This is a genomic window from Streptomyces rhizoryzae (genome assembly GCF_023155275.1).
In the GTDB taxonomy this organism is placed as follows: domain Bacteria; phylum Actinomycetota; class Actinomycetes; order Streptomycetales; family Streptomycetaceae; genus Streptomyces; species Streptomyces rhizoryzae.
This window is the reverse complement of the sequence record NZ_JALMUV010000021.1, coordinates 97,830-119,756: the sequence shown is the minus strand read 5'-3', so window position 1 is coordinate 119,756 and position 21,927 is coordinate 97,830. Positions and strand designations below refer to the sequence as shown.

The window sequence follows — 21,927 nt, the reverse complement described above, 5'->3', positions numbered from 1 at the left end:
CCCCCAGCCCCCACCCCCGGCACCACGAACACACCGGGGCCCCACCCCGAACACCCCCCTCCGCCGAAGGCGGAAAGACAGACACCCCCACGGCGGGACAGCCGACCACGTACGGGGGAGCCCCGAAGGGCTACGTACGGGGGAACCCCGAAGGGCTACGGGCGGGGAAACCCCGAAAGGGCGGGGCCCGTTCGTCGGAGCACGGCGACGTCGCCCGCCGCGCCCACCAAGACATACGTGGCGCGCGGATGGCGCGCCCCCGCGTCCGCCAGGACCTGCTGCGGGCCGTGGTCGGCGGAGGTCTGCGCGGCGATGTAATCCGGCGCCCTCCCACCCGTGTCGCCGGTCCAGAAGACCCGGGTGCGGCCGGTGAGGCGGCTGAGCGGGCGGACGTCGGATTCCACGGTCGCGCCGTCGGGGATGCGGTCCAGGAGCCGTTCGGCGGCGCGTACGGAGGGCGGGGTGCGGTAGGTGGCGGACTCGGCCAGGCGGGCCATCGGCAGGGTGGTGGTCAGGGCGAGCGCGGCGGCCAGGACGGCGGCGGGCAGGTGGTGGGCGTACGAGCGCAGCCAGGGGCGGGGCGAGGCGAGGGCCCGCGGCAGGGCGTCGACCAGGGCGAGGAAGACCACCGGCATCAGGACGGCGTTGTAGTGCCAGTCGGTGCCCCAGTAGTGCGGGTCGTGGGAGAGGAAGCGCCAGCCGAGGGTGGGCGCGGCGACGAGCAGGAGCGGTGAACGCAGCGCGAGCAGGCCGGTGGTGGGCAGCAGCACCCACAGCAGGGTGCGCAGTGCGACGGTGAGGGGGATGGCGGGGGCGGTGCCGCCGTGGGCGCCCAGTTTGCTCCAGTAGTCGTAGGAGCCGGAGCCGTTGGCGGCGGGGATGAGCACGCCGAGGGTGACGGCGGTGGCGGTGATGCCGAAGGCGACCAGCGCGAGCGGCAGCGGTCCGGGGCGGCGGGTGCGGATCAGGGAGAGCGCGCCGATGGCGGCGGCGGTGACGCCGAGGTCCTCCTTGACCAGGACCAGGGGCGCGGCCCAGCCGACGGCGGCGTTCCAGCGGCCGCGCAGGGCCGCTTCGAGGGCGAAGGCGATCAGCGGTACCGCGAAGGCTATTTCGTGGAAGTCGAAGTCGGCGGCGCGCTGGATGCCCCAGGACAGGCCGTAGGCGGCGCCGAGGGCCAGCCCGCGCCGGCGGCCCAGATGGCGGGCGGCGGCGCGGGTGACGGGTATCGCGGACAGCGCGAACAGCGCGGACTGCGCGGTGAGCAGGGTCAGCGGTGAGGGGAACAGCCGGTAGAAGGGGGCGAGCAGCACCAGGACGGGGCTGAAGTGGTCGCCGAGGATGTTGGTGCCCGGCCCCTTGAGGTCGACGACCGGCGCCCGGAGGTGGGCGTAGCCGCGGACCGCCTGCTCGAAGATGCCCAGGTCCCAGGAGATCACGGACATCGTGCGGTAGCGCCAGAAGGAGAGCACCGCGTACGCGAGGAAGAAGAACCCGGCGGTCCAGTACGGGTCGAGGCGCGGGGCGCGCAGCGCGGCGAGGCGGGACGGCGCACCTGCCGGGCCGGGGCCGGCACCACCGGGGGAGGGCCCGGTGGTGCGGCCGTCCGCCGCCGTTGCTGCGGCCGTGTCCATGGGCGTCCTCACTCTCGATTTCCGAAAAGATATCCGAACCGGGGGGTGTCCGGTCCGTTGTCCACAGGCCGGTCCGCGCCCCGTCCACCTGTCCCGCAACGCTGTTGCCACGCCCCGCGATTGGATGCCCGACCGTGATACGGCCCCCGTTCCCCTCCCGCCCCCTCCTTCCGCGTGCCGCGGCCGCCGCCGCGCTGGCCGCGCTGCTCGCCGTCACCGGCTGCTCCGGCCCGAAGGCCGGGCACGGCGGCGGCAGCGGGGCGGGCCCGTCGGCCACCGCGGACGGCGCCGGCGGGCCGGGGGCGCCGGGCAGCGCCCTGCGCGCGCTGGATTCAGTGGCCGTCAAGGGCGCGGGGACGAGCGACGGTTACGCACGCGACCGGTTCGGTTCGGCCTGGGCGGACACCGACGGCAACGGCTGCGGCACCCGGGACGACATCCTCAAGCGGGACCTGCGCGGTACCGCGTTCCGGGACGCCAAGAAGTGCGTGGTGGTCTCCGGGACGCTGCCGAAGGACCCGTACACCGGGAAGGCGCTGGACTACCGGCGCGGCCGCAGCACCGTCGACATCGACCACGTGGTGGCGCTGTCGGACGCCTGGCGGACGGGCGCGCGGCAGTGGGCGGGCCGCAAGCGGGTGGCGCTGGCCAACGACCCGCTGAACCTCATCGCGGTGGACGCCTCCGCCAACCGCCGCAAGCGCGACGGGGACGCGGCGGACTGGCTGCCCCCGTACACCGGTTACCGCTGCACCTACGTGGCGCGCCAGGTGGCGGTGAAGAAGAAGTACGGGCTGTGGGTGACGCGGGAGGAGAAGGCCGCGATGGCGAAGGTGCTGAACTCCTGTCCGCGGCAGGCGCTGCCGGGCGGCGGGACGCCGACCCAGGCGCCGGAGCGCTTCGCGGCGAAGTAGCCGCGTGGCACGGCCCCGGCCCGGTCCGCGGGGTGCGGACCGGGCCGGGGCCGGTGCGGTCGTGGGGCCGGTCGGTGCCGGCCGGGGTCAGCTGGTGGGCAGCTTCCAGTGGACGCCCTCCATGTCGACGTCCGGGGTGACCTCGACGTCGAGGTCCTTGGCGGTGGGCGGGGCGTCGAAGGCGACGTCCACGGTGGCGGTGGCGCCCGGGGCGATGGTGCCGTCGAAGCCGATGCCGATCTTGCCGTCGATGATCTGCTCCGCCTCGCGGCCCTCGGCGCCGGTCCTGGCCTTGATCTGGGTCAGCGCCGGGTCGAAGGCGGACTTGCCCTTGTTCTTGATCTGCACGGCGACCTTGTACGCCTTGTTGCCGTCCTTGTGGCCGGAGGCGATCTCGCCGACCGCGTACGGGGCGGGCTTGGCGACGCTGACCTCGATGCCCTTGTCCGGGTAGGTGGCGATGTCGCCCGGCCCGTAGGGCTTGGTGTCGCCGGCCTTGCTGCCGTCCTTGGGCTGCGCCTGGGCGCCCTTGACCTGCTTGTTGATCTCGTCGACGGCACTCTTCACGGCGAGTGCGCTGACGATGATGCCGACGATCGCCAGGATCAGGGCCAAGGCGCCCAGGATGGTGCCGGTGATCGCCACGCCCTTGTTGGTGGCCTGGCCCTTCTTGACCCGGCTCGCGCCGACCAGGCCGAAGATCAGCGCCAGGAGGCCGAGCGGTCCGGCGAGCCAGAACAGGACCATCGGGATGCCGCTGAGGAAGCCGATGATGCCGAGGACCAGGGCGGCGACGCCGAGGCCGTTGCGGGCCGCCTGGGGGGCCGGCATGCCGGGCGCCCCCTCCGGGACGGGCTGGTACTGCATCTGCTGGGACATGCGAAGGGGCCCCTTCCGGGCGCTGGACGTCGTTCCGTCGATTCGGTGGGTCAATAACAGCATGGGCTGTGAACCGAGTCAACAAGAGTTCACGGGCTGAGATGATTCACGCCGTGAAGCGGGTCGTTTGCAGTGCATGGGTATGCTCGGGGACACAGAGGTCACGCAGAGGTCACGGGGTCATCAGGAACAGGAGTCGGTCAGGTGCCGCAGAAGGCGACGGACGACAGCGTGCGGGGGGACAGCGGGGCGGACGGCCGCCCCACCGAGGTGACCGCCGCGGGGATCGCGCGGCTCGCCGGCGTCGGCCGGGCCGCGGTCAGCAACTGGCGGCGCCGCCACGCCGACTTCCCCAAACCCGTCGGCGGCACCGAGACCAGCCCCGCCTTCGCCCTCCGCGACGTCGAACGATGGCTCCGCGACCAGGGAAAACTCGCCGAGGTCCCGGCCCGCGAACGGGTCTGGCAGCAGCTCGTCGGCCACCCCGCGGGCGCCGCCGCCGCGCTCCGCCAGGCCGGCGCCGTCCTGCTCCTCGTCCACGACCGGCCGGCCGCCTGGCGCCAGCTCCGCGCCGCCGCCGACGACACCGAACTCACCGGTGTGCTGCCCGCGATGCTGGAATCCGTCCTCAGCGCCCGGCTCGGGCCCGACCACCCGGTCCGCGGTCTGACCCGCCAGGCCCTCGCCCGCTCCGCCGCCCTGGTTCGTGCGGCCGGCGACCTCGCCGCCGCCGAGGGCGCCGCCGAGGCGTACGGCTTCCTGCTCGGCCGCCACCTGGACGCCAACCCCCGCCAGTACACCCTCACCCCGCCGGGACCGGCCGCCCTGATGGCCGAACTCGCCGCGCCTGACGGCCCGTTGGGCACCGTCCTGGACCCGGCCTGCGGCGCCGGCGCCCTGCTCGCCGCGGCCCGCGCCCACGCCGGGGACGCGGCGCGCGCCCCCCGGTCGAAGCAGGCCGGGGACGCCGCGGACGCCGCCCCGCCCGCCCTCCACGGCCAGGACGCCGACCCCGACCTCGCCGCGCTCACCGCCCTCCGGCTCGCCCTGGAGGCACCCGCCGCCGAGGTCCGCGTCCGCGCCGCCGACACCCTGCGTGCCGACGCCTTCCCGCAGCTGGCCGCCGACGCCGTCCTCGTCCACCCGCCGTTCAACGAACGCAACTGGGGCCACGACGAACTGGCCTACGACCCCCGGTGGGAGTACGGCTTCCCGGCCCGCACCGAATCCGAGCTGGCCTGGGTCCAGCACGCGCTGGCCCGGCTGCGGCCCGGCGGCACCGCCGTCCTCCTCATGCCGCCCGCCGCCGCGTCCCGCCGCTCCGGCCGCCGGATCCGCGCCGACCTGCTGCGCCGCGGCGCGCTGCGCGCGGTGATCGCGCTGCCCGCCGGTGCCGCCCCGCCGCACGGCATCCCGCTGCACCTGTGGGTGCTGCGCAAGCCCGGCGGCCCCACCCCGCCGGTCCCGCAGCTGCTCGTGGTGGACACCGCCCCGCCGGCCGGCGGCGGCACCGGGCGCGACAAGCCCGACTGGCCGGCCGTCCGGGCCACCGCCGTCGACGCCTGGCGGGAGTTCGACCGCGCGGGCGGCATCGAGGAGATCCCCGGCGTCCGCCGCTCGCTGGCCGCCATCGACCTGCTCGGCGACGACGTCGACCTGGCGCCCGCCCGGCACCTGCCGCCGCCCGCCGCGGCCGGCGGCCCCGCCGAACTCGCCGAGGTCCACGACCGCCTCACCGCCACCCTGGCCCGCACCACCGAACTGGCCCCCCGCCCGGCCGCCCCCGCCGCCGCGCCGCCCGCCGCCCGCTGGCCGCTGACCACCGTCGGCGAACTCGTCCGCTCCGGCGCCCTGGTCCTGCGCACCGGCGGCACCGGCACCGCGGCCCCCGGCACCGCCCCCGCGGTCCTCACCGACCAGGACGTCATCGCCGGCCTCGCCCCCTCCGGCACCCTCCCCGAGCCCCCCGCCGACGGGGCCCCCGAGGAACCGGTCCTGGTGGCGGAGGGCGACGTGGTGGTGCCGGTCCTCGGCGGCGACGCCATCGCCCGGGTCGTCGACGCGGCCACCGCCGGCGCCGCCCTGGGCCGCAACCTCACCCTGCTGCGCCCGGACGCCGCCGCCCTCGACCCGTGGTTCCTGGCCGGCTTCCTGCGCGGCACCGCCAACAACCGCCAGGCCAGCAGCTACGCCTCCACCGCCACCCGGCTCGACGCCCGCCGCCTCCAGCTGCCCCGGCTGCCGCTCGCCGAACAGCGCCGCTACGGCCGCCGGTTCGCCGACCTGGCCGCCTTCGAGGACGCGCTGCGGCTGGCCGCCCGGCTGGGCGGGCAGCTGGTCCAGGGGCTCCACGACGGCCTGACGGACGGCACGGTCGAGCCGGACTGAGCCCCGCCCCCGGGACAGGCGGCCGCGGCCCGGCACATTCCCCGGCGCTCTTCGTACAACCCTGCACGCGGGTCCGGCGTCGTATATACGCTCGCAGGCACGTGCGCGCACCGGCGGACCCGCGTGGCGCACGAGGCCGCGCCGCGGCGACGCGGCCCGGCCCCCGGCCACGAACGATCCGTCAGGAGCAGTGATGCACGGCCCAGTCCCGGCCCCGCCGCCGTACCGTCCCCCGGCGCGCGGGACGGTCCTCGCGCTGCGGGTGGTCTTCGTGGCCGCCACGGTGCTCAGCCTGGGCTTCCTGGCGTGGGCCGCGATGCTCCGGGCCGCGATCGTGCTGCGCCGACCGCTGGGCTGGTGGCTGTTCGCCGGCCACCTGGCCCTGTTCATCGGCACCGGCATGCTGATCACCAGCTTCCCGGAGGACGACTGGCGCACCAACGCGGGCGTCGGCGCCCTGCTGCTCCAGATAGCCGGGGTGGTCGCCTACTACCTCGTCGCCGACCTGCGCGCCGAACGGGCCCGCGCCTCCGCCGCCCCCTTCCCGCCGGCCTACCCCGGCCCGGCCCCGTACCCGGCGGCGCCGCCGCTGCCCGGCACCCCCCTGGCGCCGTACGCCCCGCCGCCCGTCCACCCGCACCCCCCGCTGCACGCCCAGGAGACCCAGCCCTTCGCCCTCCCCGGCCACCCGGGCCGCCCGCCCGCGGCCGGCCCGTACACCGCGCCGCCCCCGCCGCCCCCCGGCCCCTACGGCCCCCCGGCCCCGCCGCCCGAGCACCGCCCGCAGCCCCAGCGCATCGACCGGGTCCGCGCCGAACTCGACGAGCTGAGCGACTACCTCCGCAAGGAGGAGGGACGGTGAACGGCCGGGTCATCGCCGACCGGTACGAACTCTCCGTACTGCTCGGCCAGGGCGGCATGGGCCAGGTCTGGATCGGCTACGACCGCCGCCTGGACCGCCGGGTCGGCGTCAAGCTGCTGCGCCCGGACCGGGTCGCCGGCACCCCGGACGGCGAGGAGATGCGCCGCCGCTTCGTCCGCGAGTGCCGGGTCACCGCGCAGGTCGACCACCCCGGGCTCGTCACCGTCCACGACGCCGGCAGCGACGGCGAGGACCTCTACCTCGTCATGCAGTACGTCGAGGGCGCCGACCTCTCCGACCACCTCGCCGAGCACGACCCCTACCCCTGGCCCTGGGCGGTCTCGGTCGCCGCCCAGCTGTGCGCGGTGCTCGCCGCCGTCCACGCGGTGCCGATCGTCCACCGGGACCTCAAGCCCCGCAACGTCATGATCCGGCCCGACGGCACCCTGGTCGTCCTCGACCTGGGCATCGCCTCCGCCCTGGACACCGACACCACCCGCCTCACCCACACCGGCTCGCCCATCGGCAGCCCCGCCTACATGGCGCCCGAACAGGCCATGGGCGGCGCCGTCGGCCCGTACACCGACCTCTACGCCCTCGGGGTGCTCCTGCACGAACTCCTCAGCGGCTCGGTCCCGTTCGCCGGCTCCACCGCCCTCGGCGTCCTCCACCGCCACCTCCACGAGGAGCCTGTCCCGGTGCGCCGGCTCCGCCCCGACGTCCCCGAGGCGCTGGAGGAGCTGGTCCTGCACCTGCTCCGCAAGGACCCCGAGGCCCGCCCCGCCGACGCCCAGCAGGTCTACGCGGCCCTCGCCCCCCTGCTGCCCGCCTCCGCCCCGGGCGCGCACCCGCCGCTGGCCCCGATGGACCCCACCCGCCCGTTCCGCCGGCCGCACGCCCCCTGGCCGTCCCGCGCGGCGGGCGCGCCGCCCGCCGCGCCCGCCCCGGCGGTGCCGGCCGTCCCGCGCGTCCCCGGGCCCGACCAGGCCGCGGCCCCCGCCCGGCCCGTCCCGGACCCCCGCGCCTCCCTGGCCGGCGACCTCCCCTGGAGCGCCCTGGCGGACTCCGCACCGGCCCCCGCCGGGGGGCTGGCCGCCCCCGGGGCCCGCCCCGCCCCCGCGCCCGCCGGACCGGACGTCGCGGCCGCCGTCGACGAGGTCAAACGCCTCCTCGACCAGGGCCGCATCACCCACGCCGTGGACATCCTCGGCGGCATCCTCCCGGCCGCCGCCGAACGCCACGGCCCGCACTCCCCGGTGGTCCGCACCCTCCGCAAGCAGTACGCCGCCACCCTCATGGACGACGGCCAGTACCGCCGCGCCCTGCCCGAACTCCGCACCCTCGCCCAGGAGTACGCCAAGGAGTCCGGCGCCGGCGCCACCCGCCAGGCCCTCCAGTTCCACTACGACGCCGCCCAGTGCCTGGAGCAGCTCGGCGAGGTCGCCCAGGCCCTGGAGGAGTACCGGTCCCTCCTCCCGTATTTCGAGCACTACGCCGACGACCCCGTCCGCCCCCTGGAGATCCGCCGCTCCATCGGCCACCTGCTGCTGGCCCAGGGGGAGCACGGCGCCGCCAAGGAGACTCTCTCCCGGCTCCTCCACGACGCCGAGCGCCTGCACGGCCCGCACCACGCCTTCCCGACCGAGATCCGCCGGACGCTGTACTGGCTGGGGCAGATCCAGGGCTGACGGCCGCCCGCAACCGTCCCCGGCACGGCTCGTTGGCCGAAGCAGTGGCCCGGGCCCCGCCGACTCCCTAAGCTCGATCACCCCGGTCGTCACCAGGGGACCAGGCAACGCACCAGGTACCAGGCAACTCACCAGCTATCAGCCAACGAGCTCATCAGGTCGTCGCTGTGCCGCACGACCTGCCGGGAGGCCATGTGTTCCGCCGTAGGACCGCGCTCGCCGTTTCCGCCGCCGCCGCGCTGCTGGCGGCGACCCCGCTGCTCACCGCCTGCGGCACGCAGGCGCACCCCGGTGCCGCCGCCATCGTGGACGGCAAGCGGATCACCGTCGCCCAGCTCCAGGCCCGGGTGAAGGACGTCCGCGCCGCCCAGGCCGGCACCCCGCAGGGCAACCAGATGATCGCCAACACCGGCCGGCTCAGCCTCTCCACCCTCAACGGCATGATCTTCGACGAGGTGCTGGCCCGCGCCGCCCGGGACGCCGGGGTGACGGTCACCCGCGCCGACGTCCAGAAGTGGCGGGCGTCCGCCGAGGAGCAGGCCGGCGGCGCCGCCCGGCTGAAGCTGATGTGGCTCCAGCAGGGCATCGCCCCCGACCGCGTCGACGCCACCGTCCGCAACCAACTGCTGCTCGACGGCCTCGCCCGGCACCTGAAGGCCGACCGCCGGCAGCCCGAGGGCCAGCGCGCGCTCGCCGCCGCCCTGGCCCGGACCTCCGGCTCCATGGGCATCGATGTCAACCCCCGCTACGGCACCTGGGACGACCGGCAGGTGATCCTCGGCGAGACCAAGGAGCCCTGGATCGTCCCGTCCCCCCAGCGCCAGCGGCAGGTCTGACCGGCACCGGCCGCCGGGTCCGGCACTGTCAGTGGCGTGCGTTACGTTCGATTACGTGAACGCTGACGCCGCAGACGCCCCTGACACCACCGGCCCCGGCGCCGCGCCCCGCCCCGGGGGCGCCGGCACCGGCCGCCTGGTCCTGCTCACCACCAGCCACCGGGTCGCCCCCGGCCTGCTGTCCTGGCCCGCGTGGCAGGTCCTGCGCACCGCCGACCGCGTGCTCGCCGCCGATCCGCACCACCCCCAGCTGCCCTATCTCCGCGAGGCCGGCATCGCGGTGGAGACCGCCGCCCCCACCGCCCGCGAGCTGGTCGACTACTGCGTCCCCGGCGGCCGCACCGCCGTCGTCGTCACCTCCGCCGACGGCGAGAGCGCGCTCACCGACGGCCTGGCCCGGCTGGCCGGCTCCGGCCGCGAGCCGATGCCCGACCTGGAGCTGCTGCCCGGCTCCTACGACCTCCCCGGCGCCCGGCTGCTGGATCTCGTCCAGGTCATGGACCGGATCCGCGCCGCGTGCCCCTGGAGCAGCATCCGCACCCACCGCGACCTCGCCAAGTACGGCCTGGAGGAGGCGTACGAGCTGGTCGAGGCCATCGAGGAGGGCGACCGCGCGGCGCTGCGCGAGGAGCTGGGCGACGTCCTCCTCCAGGTCGTCTTCCACGCCCGGATCGCCCAGGACGACCCGGACGAGCCGTTCTCCGTGGACGACGTGGCCGGCACGATCGTGGAGAAGCTGCTCCACCGCCACCCGCACGTCTTCGGTGACGAGGCCGCCGAGACCCCCGAGGACGTCAAGGCCCACTGGCTGCGCACCAAGGCCGAGGAGAAGCAGCGCAGCTCCGTCACCGAGGGCGTGCCGCTGGCCCAGCCGGGCCTGGCGCTCGCCGCCAAGCTCGCCTCCCGCGCCCGCACCGCGGGCCTGGCGGTGCCGCTGCCCGCCGGCCCCGGTATCGGCTACGAACTCCTCGCCCTGGCCGTCCGCGCCGAGGCGGAGGGCGTCGACCCGGAGGCCGCGCTGCGCGCCGCGGCCCGCGCCTACCGCGACGCGGTGCTGGCCGCCGAGGGGGAGGCCGCTTAGTACCGTAAGGACAGCGGGAGTTGAGGGGGAGGGGCCCGGTGGACGAGGAGCTGAGGCGGCGGGCGCGCGAGCTCGCGGCGGAGCTGCTGCACGAGCCCGCCGCCACCACCACGCGCAACACCCTCGCCGGCGGTACGGCCCACGGGCCCGTCGTCCAGGCGGGCAGCATCAGCGGGCTCACCTTCCACACGACCGCGTCCCCCGGCGGGCTCCCCGAGCCCGCCGGCTGGCCCACGGCGGCCGACCTGGACCCGATCGCCTTCGGCGTGCGCCCCGCCCAGCGCCTCGCCGGGCACCCGGACCTCCCGCCCTACGTGGTCCGCGACCGCGATGCCGCTCTCGACGCGGCCCTGGCGCGGGCCCGGGCGGAGGGCGGGCTGGTGCTGGTGCTCGGCGAGCCCTTCACCGGGAAGACCCGCACGGCGCTGGCGGCGCTGGTCCGGGGCCCGGCCGGCCGCCGGGTGTGCGCGCCCGCCCGTGGCACCGACCTGCGCGGCCTGCCCGCCCTGCTGCACGGCCGCCCGGAGCGCCACGTCATCTGGCTCGACGACCTCGACGAACACCTCGGCGACGGCGGGCTGGAGCCGCGCCTGCTCGCCCAGCTGGCCGCCCTCCACGTCGTGGTGCTGGCCACGATGCGCGAGGACGCCTACGACGACTGCCGCGTCGCGCCCCGCGGCCGGGTCCTCGACCTGGCGCACACCGTCGAGCTGGCCCGGGAGTGGAGCCCCGGCGAGCGGGACCGGCTCGCACAGGAGGCCGCCCGCACCGGGGACCCGCGCCTGTTGGACGCCACGCTGTCCGCCGGCCCCGAGGGCGCGGCCGCCCACCTCGCCCTCTCGCCCCTGCTCCACGAGGAGTGGTGGCGCGCCCGCCGCGCCGACCGCCACCCCCGCGGCCACGCCCTGGTCCGCGCCGCCCTGGACCTCGCCCGCTGCGGCCTGACCGGTCACTTCCCCATGGACCTGCTCCTGACGGCCCACGAGCACTACGCGGACGTGACCGGCCTGGAGCGGGAGTCCGCCGAGGACGCCCGCGCCTGGGCCACCGAGCGCCGCCACGGCCTGCTGGGGCTCCTGGACCGCGGGGTGGGGGACACCTGGCGGGCCGCTCCGTCCCTGGTGGCCGCGGCGGCCCGGCACGACGACCGCCCCGCCGTCCCCGGCCCGGTGTGGGACTGCGCCCTTGAGGCGGCCCGTACGGACCCCGCGTACGCCTACGCGAAGATCGCGACGAGGGCCCGCACCGCCTTCGAGCAGGCCGCCGACGCCGGGGACCCCTCCGCCCTCCACCGCCTCGGCCTGCTCGCCGAGTCGCTGGGGGAGCAGACGGAGGCCGAGCTGTGGTTCCGCCGGGCCGCGGACGCCGGGGAGCCGCGGTCGGCCGCGCGGCTCGGCCGCATCCTCGCCGATCGGGGCGACGGCAAGGCCGCCGAACCGTTCCTGGAGACCGCCGCCGAGGCCGGGGACGCGGCGGCGGCCACCTTGCTGGGCAAGCTGCTGCGGGCCCGGGCCGAGCACTGGTTCACGGCGGGCGCGCAGGCCGGCGACCCGGAAGCGTCCCAGCTGCTCGGCGACCTGAAGATGGGCGCCGGCGAGGACGACGACGCCCTCGGCGCGTACGAGGACGCCATGAAGGTCGGCTACGCCCCGGTGGCGCGCAGCTACGGCCGCCTGCTGATGCTCTTCAACGACCTGGACGAGGCCGAGGTCTGGCTGCGCCGCGCCGCGGAGGAGGGCGGCGACAAGCGGGCCACCGAGATGCTGAGGTTCAGCTTCGGCCCGAGCGCGCGGATCCACGACCCCGAGGACGACCTGACGGTGATGGCCGGCGACGGCGACCCGCTGATGGCCGCCGCCCTCGGCCGCTTCCTCGAACTCCGCGGCCGCCCCGACGAGGCCCGCCCCTGGTACGTCAAGGGCTACGAACAGGGCGACGCCTACGCCGCGTTCCGCCTCGCCGCACTCCACAAGGAGTCCGGCGACGAGCCCGAGGCCGCGCTCTGGCACGCCAGGGCGGCGGCCCTGGGGCACCCCGCGGCTCAGAGCAAGTGATCCGCCTTGCCCGCCTTGATGTCGCGGATGAGGGTGCGCAGGGCGTCCATGGAGTCGGTGAGGTAGTGGTCCTCGTCGCCGTTGACGGTGATGTAGGCGTTCCCGTCGGCGTCGGTGCCGAGGCGGAAGCAGTTGTTGCCTTCGCCGCAGAAGGGCTCTTCCCAAGCGATGTCAGGCATGCGGTCTCCTAGAGTTGGCGCGCGATGGTGTGGATGAAGTCCCGTGATTTCTCAGGACTCAGGGCGTTCTCCGCCATCCAGTCGAGGTGCGCTCGGTACTTGGCGAGCTGGGCCTCGGCGTGGGTGAACTCCGGCCCGTGCGCGGAGTCCAGCTGGACGGTATCGAGCTGGGGCACCGGACCTTCGGCATAGAGCAGCGCATGGCCTGCGCCGGGGAATACGCCGCACTCGACGGGGATCACCTGCAAGGTGATGTGCTCGTGCTCCGAGGCGGCACAGAGATGGTCGAGCTGTGCTTGCGTGACCTTGCGGCCCCCGAAGCGCATGCGCAGCGCCGCTTCATGCACGTAGCCCACATAGGGACGGGCGATGTCCTCGTCGAGGATGCGCTGCCGCTCCATCCTGTGGTGCACGCGAAGCTCGATCTCCAACCGCGACAGCGGCGGCAGGACCGCGCCGAACACGGCACGTGCGTAATCCTCGGTGTGCAGCAGGCCAGGGACGTGCACGGTCTGGGCCGTGAGCAGTCGCTTTGCATGCCACTCCAGCTCCGCGATGTCGTGGAGTCCTTGCGGAAGTGTGCCCCGGTGCTCCTCCCACCAGCCGCGTTCCTGCTTGTCCGCCATCGCCGCCAGCGCTTCGACGTAAGCGGTGTCCGAGCAGGCGTAGTTGCAGGCCAATGTGCGTACGCGTTCAGGGGTGATGACGCGGATGCCGGACTCCATGTTGGAGATCTTCGTGCGGTCCAGGCCCAGCAGGCCGGCTGCGTAGTCCGTACTCGCTTCTGCGGCCAGCCTGAGTTTGCGCAGTTCAGCTCCCAGGCGCTTCTGGCGCTCGGTGGGGGTGCGTCGCGTCGCCATACCGTCCTCTCCGGGTCGGAACGGGGCCAGTGTGCCGTGGCGGTTCGCCGCCCGTCCAACTCGATGGTGGCAATTGTCACGACAGTAGTGGCGCCTTGTCGGAAGCCTCGCTAGCGTTGGGTAACGCGCAAGCCACACACCGCAATCGCCGGAAGTGCACCGCGTGACCGTGCCCGCCTGCCCTGGGGTGCGTGCGGTCGCGCCCGGGGAGGCAGGCCACCGGTGCGAGCGGGAGCGCGTAGCACCGCGTGCCGCAGCTGCACGCGCCCAACTGCCCGACGCCCGTGAGGGGTTCCGTCATGCCTGTGATCCCGTTCCCGTCGCCGTCCGCGCCGTCCCTGGCCCGACCCCGGATTCCCGCCGTTCCCTCCCGCTGGACCTTCCCCGCCACCGCCACGTCCGTCAGCCGTGCCCGGTGGGCCGTGGCGGGGGCGCTTCCCGCCGACAGCGCGCCCGAACTCACGGAAGACCTCGTGCTGTTGACGTCGGAGCTCGTGACGAATGCCGTGCGGCACGGGATCGCGGGTGACGAGGACGGCGACGGGCGGCTGGTCGAGGTGTTCCTCTGGTCCGCTGACGGGCACTACTGGCTGGCGGTCTCCGACCCGGGAGACGGACACCCGGTCAGGAGGGCGGCCCGCCCGGGTGCCGGGTGCGGTGGCCGTGGGCTGGTCCTGGTGGACGCCGTGTCGGCCGCCTGGGCGGTGGTGCCGCGGCACCCGTGCGGCAAGTCCGTGGTGGCCGGGGTGCCGCTGCCCGAGGGGTGACCGGCCGTCGGATGAGTGCGGGCGGTCAGGCCGGTGTCCGGGTGGCACCGGCCGCGCGCGCCGTGCGACGCCGTATCGCCCGCTCCGCCAGCCACACCCCCGCCACCCCCGCCGCCAGCCCCGCGCCCAGGGCGCACACGCCGGGCCAGGCGGCGAGGCCCCAGACCGCTGACGTCAGGGCGGAACCGGCCGCGCCGCCGGTGAAGTAGGCGGTCATGTAGGCGGAGTTGAGGCGGTTGCGGGCCTCGGGGCGGACGGCGTAGACGAGGTTCTGGTTGCTGACGTGGACGGCGTGGGCGGCGAGGTCCAGGAGGATCACGCCGGCCAGCAGGGCCGCCAGCGACCAGGCGCCGCCCGTGCCGCCGGCCGCCAGCAGGCCCCAGGACGCCAGCAGCAGGAACGCGCTGACGCCGGTGACGCGGTGGGCCAGGCCCCGGTCGGCCAGCCGCCCGGCCACCGACGCGGCCAGCGAACCGGCCGCGCCGACCAGCCCCAGCAGTCCGATCGCCGACTCCTGCCAGCCGTAGGCGGGGCCGGACAGCAGGAACGCCATGGCCGTCCACAGGACGCTGAAGCCGGCGAAGGTCAGCGCGCCGAGCGCGGCCCGCCACCGCAGCACCGGCTCGTCGGCGAAGAGCGCGAGGGTGGAGCGCAGCAGGGCGGGGTAGCGCAGCCCGGCCGTGGTGCGCAGGGCCGGGAGGCGGAGCCGCAGCAGGACGGCGATCAGCAGCATCAGGGCGGCGTCGGCCCAGTAGACGGTGCGCCAGCCGCCGAGTTCGGTCAGCAGGCCGGCGGCGGTGCGGGCGAGCAGGATGCCCAGGAGCAGGCCGGTCATGACGGTGCCGACGGTCCGGCCGCGGGCCGCGGGTGCGGCCAGGGTCGCCGCGAACGGGGTGACGACCTGGGCGGCGACGGAGGTCAGGCCGGTCAGGGCGGTGCCGAGCAGCAGCAGGGCGCCGTTCGGGGCACTCGCCGTCACGGTCAGGAAGACCGCGGTCAGCACGCAGAGGGTGACCGTCAGCCGGCGGCGTTCGAGCAGGTCGCCGAGGGGGACGAGGAACAGCAGGCCGAGACCGTAACCGGTCTGGGCGACGGTGACGACCAGGGCGGCGGTGGCCGCGGAGAGGTGCAGGTCGCGGCTGATGACGTCCAGCAGGGGCTGGGCGAAGTAGTTGCCGGCGACCGCGAGGCCGGCGGCGGTGGACATCAGCAGGAGGGTGCCGCGGCCCAGCCGCGAGGCGGGCGGCTGCGGTGCGGGGGAATCCGGTGCGGGCGATTCCGGCGCGGGTGGCTGCGGGGCGGAGGGGGTGGACGGGGCGGGCGCGGGGGTCATGGGGACCAGGGTCCGGGGCGGAGCGGCAATCGGTCCAACGCATAGTTTTCATCGCATCGATCGTGGAACGCGATGGATGGGCGGGCCGGCCGGGGAGAGGGGGGCCGGGCGGGGCGCGCCTACGATCGCGCGTATGGAGCTCCAGCAGATGCGGTACGTCGTCGCGGTCGCCGAGACCGGTGGGTTCACCCGGGCCGCGGAGCGCTGCCATGTGGTGCAGTCCGCGCTCAGCCACCAGATCGCGCGGCTGGAGAAGGAGCTGGGGGCCCGGCTCTTCGACCGGACGAGCCGCAGCGTGCGGCTGACCGCCGCCGGGGAGGCGTTCGTTCCGGTCGCCCGGCAGGCGCTCGCGGCGGCCGAGCGGGCCCGGGCGGAGGTGGAGGCGGCCACCGGCGAGGTGCGCGGCCGGCTGGCGGTCGGGGCGATCTCCACGGTGGGGGCGGTGGACCTCGCCCGCGCACTGGGGGCGTTCCGCGCCGCGTACCCGAAGGTGCGGGTCGGCCTGCGGATGGACATGAGCGATCCGCTGATCGAGCGGGTGCGCCAGGGCACGCTGGACGTGGCGTTCGTCGGGCTGGTGCCGGGGGCGCGCACGGCCGGCGTCCGGGAGCGGGTGCTGGCGCGCGGGGAGCTGGTCGCGGTGGTGCCGCCGGAGCACCCGCTGGCCGGGCGGGAGTGGACGACGCTGGCGCGGGTGGCGCGGGAGACCTTCGTGGACTACGCGGAGGGGTCGGCGGCGCGGCGGCAGCGCGAGGAGGTGTTCCGGGCGGCGGGGCTGACGGCCGAGGTGGCGTTCGAGGTGACGACCGTGGAGTTCCTGGCCGAGCTGGTCCGGGCCGGGCTCGGGATCGGGATGGTGCCGGAGGTGTTCGCCCGGCGGCTGGGCGGGCTGCGGATCGTCCGGGTGCGGCCGGCGCCGGAGCGGACCGAGCGGGTGGTGTGGAGCGCGCAGGGGCCCTCGCCGGCCGCGGCGGCGTTCCTGGCGGGGCTGGGGGTGGAGCCGGGGTGACGTAGGGAGGGGAGAGGGACGGCGTAACGGGGGGCGGCCGGGGCGGGGGCCCGGTCGTGGGGTGGGCGGGCGCGGTGGGGCGGATGCGGCACCGGTTACGGTCGATACGTGCAGCAGAAGTCCCCGACGTCCGATCCCCGCCCGGCGGGCCCCGCGCCCGCCTGCCCGGTGGCCCCGGCTCCCGGCGGGCCCGCCGCCGGCCCGGTCCCCGCGCTCTTCTCCTGGCAGTTCGCCGCCGACCCGTACCCGGCGTACGCCTGGCTGCGGGCGCACGCGCCGGTGCACCGCACCCGGCTGCCCAGCGGTGTCGAGGCGTGGCTGGTGACGCGCTACGCGGACGCCCGGCAGGCGCTCGCCGACGCCCGGCTGTCGAAGAACCCGGTGCACCACTCCGAGGCCGCCCATGGCAAGGGCAAGACCGGCATTCCGGGCGAGCGCAGCGCCAACCTCATGACGCACCTGCTGAACATCGACCCGCCGGACCACACCCGGCTGCGCCGCCTGGTCTCCAAGGCGTTCACCCCGCGCCGGGTCGCCGCGTTCGCGCCGCGCGTACAGGAGCTGACCGACCACCTGATCGACGGCTTCGCCGCCCGCGGTGAGGCCGACCTCATCCACGAGTTCGCGTTCCCGCTGCCGATCTACGCGATCTGCGATCTGCTCGGCGTCCCGCCGGAGGACCAGGACGACTTCCGGGACTGGGCGGGCATGATGCTGCGCCACACGAAGCCGGGCCACGGCCCCGCGCCGCGCGGCGGCGTCGCCCGGTCGGTGAAGAAGATACGGGCATATCTGGCCGAGCTGATCCACCGCAAGCGCGCGGACCTCGGCGACGACCTGATCTCCGGGCTGATCCGGGCCTCCGACCACGGCGAGCACCTCACGGAGAACGAGGCCGCCGCGATGTGCTTCGTGCTCCTGTTCGCGGGTTTCGAAACGACCGTGAACTTGATCGGCAACGGCGTCCACGCCCTGCTCCGCCACCCCGACCAGCGCGAACTGCTGGAGAAGTCGCTGGCGGCCGGCGACTCCGAGCTGCTCGGCACCGCGGTGGAGGAGCTGCTCCGCTACGACGGGCCGGTGGAGCTGGCCACCTGGCGGTACGCGACCCGGGACCTGGTGCTGGGCGGGCAGCGGATCGCGGCGGGGGACCCGGTCCTGGTGGTGCTGGCCGCCGCCGACCGCGACCCGGCCCGGTTCGCCGAGCCGGACGTCCTCGACCTCACCCGCCGTGACAACCCGCACCTCGGCTACGGTCACGGCATCCACTACTGCCTCGGCGCGCCCCTGGCCCGGCTCGAAGGCCAGACCGCGCTGGCGACGCTGCTGTCCCGGCTGCCGGACCTGCGGCTTGCGGTGGAAAGTGAGGAATTGCGCTGGCGCGGCGGGCTCATCATGCGCGGACTGCGGTCGCTGCCGGTGGAGTTCACGCCGGAGCCGTCCGGAGCGGTTCCCCACTGTGACTGACGGCCCGTCAGACACGTAATCATTGCGTGATCTCTGCTACACCGGCTTGTGACTGCCCGTGACCCCGGTTACCTTTCCACCGATCGCGGTCGGACGCGGGGCCGGCTCCGGCCCCGCCCGGCGGCGGTCCGACAACTCAACCGCCGCGCGAAAGGCAACCGCATGCGTTCCGGGAACGGCCGGCACCGTCGCCCCCGTCAAGCACCGGCCATCTTTGTCACGGCAGGAGTGACCGGCGCGGGCCTGGCCCTGCCGCTGCTGACCGCGAGCGGCGCGCACGCCGCCGACGCGGCGACCTGGGACCGCGTCGCGCAGTGCGAGAGCGGCGGGGTGTGGAGCTCGGCCGGCAACGGCTTCTACGGCGGCCTCCGGCTCACCCAGGAGATGTGGGACGACTACGGCGGCTCCGCCTACGCCGCCCGGCCCGACCTCGCCAGCCGCGCCCAGCAGATAGCCGTGGCCCAGGCGATCCTCGACCACCGCGGCCCGGACGCCTTCCACGGCTGCGCGGTGACCGCCGGCCTCACCGGCGACCGCCGCGCCCCCGGCGTCGACCCGGGCAGCACCCCCCGCCCCACCCCGCCCCCGTCCGACGGCGGCACCGGGACCGGCTCCGGCGGCTCCGGTCCGTCCGGCGGCCCCTCCGGTACGGCCGGGACGCCGGGCGGCACCGGCCGGAGCGGCGGTGCGGCGGACGACGGCGGCGCGGGCGGCCAGGACACCGCGGACCCGGCCACCCCGGCGCCCGGCGCGTCCACCCCCGGCGGCGACGCGGCGGGCCCGCCCCCGGCCACCCCGGCCCCCGCGGACTCCCCCTCCCCGTCCGCCCCCGCCCCGTCCGCTCCGGGCTCGCCCGCCGGCGACCCGTCCGGCCCGGCCGCCCCGGACCCGTCCGGCTCCGCCGCACCCGGCGGCCCCGGCGACACCGGCACGCCGCCCGCCGCCGGCGGACGGCACCGCGGCGCGCCGGACGGCGGCGCGGACGCCGGGGAGGACCGGGACGCCGGCCGGCACGCCTCCCGCGGCGGCGAGGCGCCCCGTACGCCCCCGGAGGACAGCGGCCGCTACCGGGTCCGCCCGGGTGACAACCTGTCAGCGATCGCCGGCGCGCACGACCTGCCGGGCGGCTGGCCCGCCCTCTACCACCGCAACCAGGACGTCATCGGGGCCGACGCGGACCTCATCCAGCCCGGTCAGCTGCTCGATCTCGGGCGGACACAGCGGTAGTTACCGGCAGTTCGCCGGATTTCGCGGCGTTTCGTAAAAGTGAGATATGGCTCTCGTTGCGGGGGGTGGGCCGAGGCCCGTCCCCCGTTTCCATTTCGGTGTCTACCTGCGGAAATGGCCCGCCCGATGATCAAAAACGGTCAACTGGGTTCAGAAGATGGGGTTTGAACACCAACAGGGTTACTGCTTACGGTCAGGACCGCTCGCCAAAGCGGGCCCTCCGATCGCACGCCGAGTCCTGCCGGCGGTCGGAGGCGGATGACGCGCAAGCGCCGAAGGCAGGAGCGGGGGACCCAAGGTTTGCGCCGGCCCCGCCCGTGAGAACGGGTCAACCGGCTTGGGGTGAAGCCACGTGTGCACCGCACACGCGGCCGGGCAGCTCACACGGCCCGAACCCGACAGCTCACCTCGCAGGCGTCGGTGAGGAAACGAACGCACGATGCTGAACAAGGGCAAGCACCGCCGCAGCTCCAAGGCCGTCCGCGTGGCCACCCTGGCCGGTGTCGCCGGCGCCGCCGTCGCCGCTCCGCTGCTGGGCGCCACCTCCGCCTCCGCCGCGTCCGTCGCCACCTGGGACAAGGTCGCCCAGTGCGAGTCCGGCGGGAACTGGTCGATCAACACCGGCAACGGCTACTACGGTGGCCTGCAGTTCTCGAACTCCAGCTGGGCCGCGGCCGGCGGCCTGAAGTACGCCCCGCGCGCCGACCTGGCCACCAAGGCCCAGCAGATCGCCGCCGCCGAGAAGCTCCTCGCCATCCAGGGCCCGGGCGCCTGGTCCTGCGCCGGTGCCGGCAACCTGACCGCCGGCGGCCCGGCCGCCAACGTCGACCCCTCCGGCGCCACCGTGAAGAAGAGCCAGGGTGGCTCGGACGCCCGCAAGTACACCGAGGGCACCAAGAAGAAGAAGTCCGCCCCGGTGCGCGAGCAGGCCCCGGCCCCGGAGCGCTCGCACCGCTCCGGCCAGCACTACACCGTCAAGGCCGGCGACACCCTCGCCAAGATCGCCAAGGCGCACGGCACCACCTGGAAGGCGGTCTACGCCGCCAACAAGTCCGTCATCGGCGGCAACCCCAACCTGATCTTCCCGGGCCAGAAGCTCAGCATCTGAGCCGCCCGAGAGAGCTGCCCCGCCCCGGCGCGTACCCCCGAGCGCGCCGCGGCGGGGCTTCTTCCGTTTCCCCCGGGCCCGCCGGCCGCGGGGCGGGGCGGCGTTCACCGCTCAGCGAACAATGCGCGGAAACCTCCCGTGAACTGGGCCTTTGGCCTGCTTGTTGGGGTTTTTTCGTCCCACGGAGCGGGCCACGGGCGAGCGGATCCGCCCCGGGCCGTTAGGCTCATGCCGAGAACTCCAGACACCCATGAAGGAGACAACGTGCCGTCCATCGACGTCGTCGTAGCCCGCGAAATTCTCGACTCGCGAGGTAATCCCACGGTCGAGGTCGAGGTCGGCCTCGACGACGGCAGCACCGGCCGTGCCGCCGTCCCGTCCGGTGCCTCGACCGGCGCCTTCGAGGCCATCGAGCTGCGCGACGGCGACCCCAACCGCTACCTCGGCAAGGGCGTGGAGAAGGCCGTCCTGGCCGTCATCGAGCAGATCGGCCCGGAGCTGGTCGGCTACGACGCCACCGAGCAGCGGCTGATCGACCAGGCGATGTTCGACCTGGACGCCACCGACAACAAGGGCTCGCTGGGCGCCAACGCCATCCTCGGCGTCTCCCTGGCCGTCGCGCACGCCGCCTCCGAGGCCAGCGACCTGCCGCTGTTCCGCTACCTGGGCGGCCCGAACGCGCACGTCCTGCCCGTGCCGATGATGAACATCCTGAACGGCGGCTCGCACGCCGACTCCAACGTGGACATCCAGGAGTTCATGATCGCCCCGATCGGCGCGGAGTCCTTCTCCGAGGCGCTGCGCTGGGGCGCGGAGGTCTACCACACCCTCAAGAAGGTCCTCAAGGAGCGCGGCCTGTCCACCGGCCTCGGCGACGAGGGCGGCTTCGCCCCGAACCTCGGCTCCAACCGCGAGGCGCTGGACCTCATCCTGGAGGCCATCAAGCAGGCCGGCTACGCCCCCGGCCAGGACATCGCGCTCGCCCTGGACGTCGCCGCCTCCGAGTTCTACAAGGACGGCAAGTACCTCTTCGAGGGCAAGGAGCGCAGCGCCGCCGAGATGACGGAGTACTACGAGGAGCTGGTGGGCGCCTACCCGCTGGTCTCCATCGAGGACCCGCTGTTCGAGGACGACTGGGCCGGCTGGAAGGTCATCACCGACAAGCTCGGCAGCAAGGTCCAGCTGGTCGGCGACGACCTCTTCGTCACCAACCCCGAGCGCCTGGCCCGCGGCATCGAGGAGGGCAGCGCCAACGCCCTCCTGGTGAAGGTCAACCAGATCGGTTCGCTGACCGAGACCCTGGACGCCGTCGAGCTGGCCCAGCGCAACGGCTTCAAGTGCATGATGTCGCACCGCTCCGGTGAGACCGAGGACGTCACCATCGCCGACCTCGCCGTCGCCACCAACTGCGGCCAGATCAAGACCGGCGCCCCGGCCCGCTCCGAGCGCGTCGCCAAGTACAACCAGCTGCTGCGCATCGAGGAGATCCTCGACGACGCCGCGGTGTACGCCGGCCGCTCCGCCTTCCCCCGTTTCAAGGGCTGACGGCCGGGTCGGACCCGAGAAGCGAAGCGTCCCCGGCGCCGGTCCCGTACCGTTGCCGGGGACGTCCGCCATGCCGGTGCACGACGGCTGACGGCG

18 protein-coding genes and 1 riboswitch are annotated in these 21,927 nt (G+C 75.1%); of the genes, 13 read left to right on the top strand and 5 right to left on the bottom strand.

The features are described from left to right. Nucleotides 1-155: 155 nt before the first annotated feature. Nucleotides 156-1,634, bottom strand: a complete 1,479-nt coding sequence (locus MUU72_RS18625; RefSeq protein WP_248014431.1) for a DUF2079 domain-containing protein — start codon at nucleotides 1,632-1,634, stop codon at nucleotides 156-158. Between the two features lie 134 nt (nucleotides 1,635-1,768). On the opposite strand from MUU72_RS18625, the gene MUU72_RS18620 reads away from it, so the two are divergent. Continuing rightward, nucleotides 1,769-2,548 carry an HNH endonuclease family protein gene (locus MUU72_RS18620; protein ID WP_248014430.1) on the top strand — a complete coding sequence of 260 codons (780 nt, stop codon included), beginning with the start codon at nucleotides 1,769-1,771 and terminating at the stop codon, nucleotides 2,546-2,548. Nucleotides 2,549-2,635: 87 nt separating this feature from the next. Here MUU72_RS18620 and MUU72_RS18615 read toward each other — a convergent pair whose 3' ends face one another. Then, on the bottom strand, nucleotides 2,636-3,427 hold the full coding sequence (locus MUU72_RS18615; RefSeq protein WP_248014429.1) for a DUF4190 domain-containing protein: 792 nt from the start codon (nucleotides 3,425-3,427) through the stop codon (nucleotides 2,636-2,638). Nucleotides 3,428-3,631: 204 nt separating this feature from the next. Here MUU72_RS18615 and MUU72_RS18610 point away from each other — a divergent pair, with 204 nt between their 5' ends. The 6 genes from MUU72_RS18610 (at nucleotide 3,632) to MUU72_RS18585 (ending at nucleotide 12,336) form a co-directional block, all read left to right on the top strand. After that, nucleotides 3,632-5,815 carry an N-6 DNA methylase gene (locus MUU72_RS18610; RefSeq protein ID WP_372503187.1) on the top strand — a complete coding sequence of 728 codons (2,184 nt, stop codon included), beginning with the start codon at nucleotides 3,632-3,634 and terminating at the stop codon, nucleotides 5,813-5,815. Nucleotides 5,816-6,008: 193 nt separating this feature from the next. Continuing rightward, entirely contained in the window at nucleotides 6,009-6,677 is a 669-nt protein-coding gene (locus tag MUU72_RS18605; RefSeq protein ID WP_248014441.1) for a hypothetical protein, read from the top strand. Then, nucleotides 6,674-8,365, top strand: a complete 1,692-nt coding sequence (locus MUU72_RS18600) for a protein kinase domain-containing protein (RefSeq protein ID WP_308403835.1) — start codon at nucleotides 6,674-6,676, stop codon at nucleotides 8,363-8,365. Before MUU72_RS18605 ends, MUU72_RS18600 begins: the two co-directional genes overlap by 4 nt. A gap of 194 nt (nucleotides 8,366-8,559) precedes the next feature. Continuing rightward, entirely contained in the window at nucleotides 8,560-9,201 is a 642-nt protein-coding gene (locus MUU72_RS18595) for a SurA N-terminal domain-containing protein (protein ID WP_248014428.1), read from the top strand. Between the two features lie 55 nt (nucleotides 9,202-9,256). Further along, entirely contained in the window at nucleotides 9,257-10,282 is a 1,026-nt protein-coding gene (locus MUU72_RS18590) for a nucleoside triphosphate pyrophosphohydrolase (protein ID WP_248014427.1), read from the top strand. 38 nt (nucleotides 10,283-10,320) lie between these two features. Beyond that, nucleotides 10,321-12,336 carry a hypothetical protein gene (locus tag MUU72_RS18585; RefSeq protein ID WP_248014426.1) on the top strand — a complete coding sequence of 672 codons (2,016 nt, stop codon included), beginning with the start codon at nucleotides 10,321-10,323 and terminating at the stop codon, nucleotides 12,334-12,336. On the opposite strand, the gene MUU72_RS18580 is transcribed toward MUU72_RS18585, so the two are convergent. Next, nucleotides 12,324-12,515, bottom strand: coding sequence for a hypothetical protein (locus tag MUU72_RS18580; protein WP_248014425.1), 192 nt, complete (start codon nucleotides 12,513-12,515; stop codon nucleotides 12,324-12,326). The two genes, MUU72_RS18585 and MUU72_RS18580, sit on opposite strands and share 13 nt — an antisense overlap. Nucleotides 12,516-12,523: 8 nt before the next feature. Beyond that, nucleotides 12,524-13,375, bottom strand: coding sequence for a helix-turn-helix domain-containing protein (locus MUU72_RS18575; RefSeq protein ID WP_248014424.1), 852 nt, complete (start codon nucleotides 13,373-13,375; stop codon nucleotides 12,524-12,526). Nucleotides 13,376-13,674: 299 nt separating this feature from the next. Here MUU72_RS18575 and MUU72_RS18570 point away from each other — a divergent pair, with 299 nt between their 5' ends. Continuing rightward, nucleotides 13,675-14,142: an ATP-binding protein gene (locus tag MUU72_RS18570; protein WP_248014423.1), complete on the top strand. Its 468-nt coding sequence runs from the start codon at nucleotides 13,675-13,677 to the stop codon at nucleotides 14,140-14,142. A gap of 25 nt (nucleotides 14,143-14,167) precedes the next feature. Here MUU72_RS18570 and MUU72_RS18565 read toward each other — a convergent pair whose 3' ends face one another. Continuing rightward, the gene (locus tag MUU72_RS18565; RefSeq protein ID WP_372503186.1) at nucleotides 14,168-15,475 is read right to left on the bottom strand and encodes an MFS transporter; all 1,308 of its coding nucleotides are present in this window, start codon (nucleotides 15,473-15,475) and stop codon (nucleotides 14,168-14,170) included. A gap of 133 nt (nucleotides 15,476-15,608) precedes the next feature. Between MUU72_RS18565 and MUU72_RS18560 the strand changes: the two genes are divergently transcribed. The 5 genes from MUU72_RS18560 (at nucleotide 15,609) to eno (ending at nucleotide 21,831) form a co-directional block, all read left to right on the top strand. Beyond that, nucleotides 15,609-16,484: a LysR family transcriptional regulator gene (locus tag MUU72_RS18560; RefSeq protein WP_248014422.1), complete on the top strand. Its 876-nt coding sequence runs from the start codon at nucleotides 15,609-15,611 to the stop codon at nucleotides 16,482-16,484. Between the two features lie 168 nt (nucleotides 16,485-16,652). Continuing rightward, on the top strand, nucleotides 16,653-17,951 hold the full coding sequence (locus MUU72_RS18555; protein WP_248014436.1) for a cytochrome P450 family protein: 1,299 nt from the start codon (nucleotides 16,653-16,655) through the stop codon (nucleotides 17,949-17,951). A 228-nt stretch (nucleotides 17,952-18,179) separates the two neighbouring features. After that, nucleotides 18,180-19,178 (top strand): LysM peptidoglycan-binding domain-containing protein, encoded by a 999-nt coding sequence (locus tag MUU72_RS18550; RefSeq protein ID WP_248014421.1) that lies wholly within the window; start codon nucleotides 18,180-18,182, stop codon nucleotides 19,176-19,178. Nucleotides 19,179-19,438: 260 nt separating this feature from the next. Next, nucleotides 19,439-19,610: riboswitch (cyclic di-AMP (ydaO/yuaA leader) on the top strand. 7 nt (nucleotides 19,611-19,617) lie between these two features. Next, nucleotides 19,618-20,286 carry a LysM peptidoglycan-binding domain-containing protein gene (locus MUU72_RS18545; protein WP_248014420.1) on the top strand — a complete coding sequence of 223 codons (669 nt, stop codon included), beginning with the start codon at nucleotides 19,618-19,620 and terminating at the stop codon, nucleotides 20,284-20,286. 228 nt (nucleotides 20,287-20,514) lie between these two features. After that, on the top strand, nucleotides 20,515-21,831 hold the full coding sequence (eno, locus tag MUU72_RS18540) for a phosphopyruvate hydratase (RefSeq protein WP_248014419.1): 1,317 nt from the start codon (nucleotides 20,515-20,517) through the stop codon (nucleotides 21,829-21,831). Nucleotides 21,832-21,927: the final 96 nt, after the last annotated feature.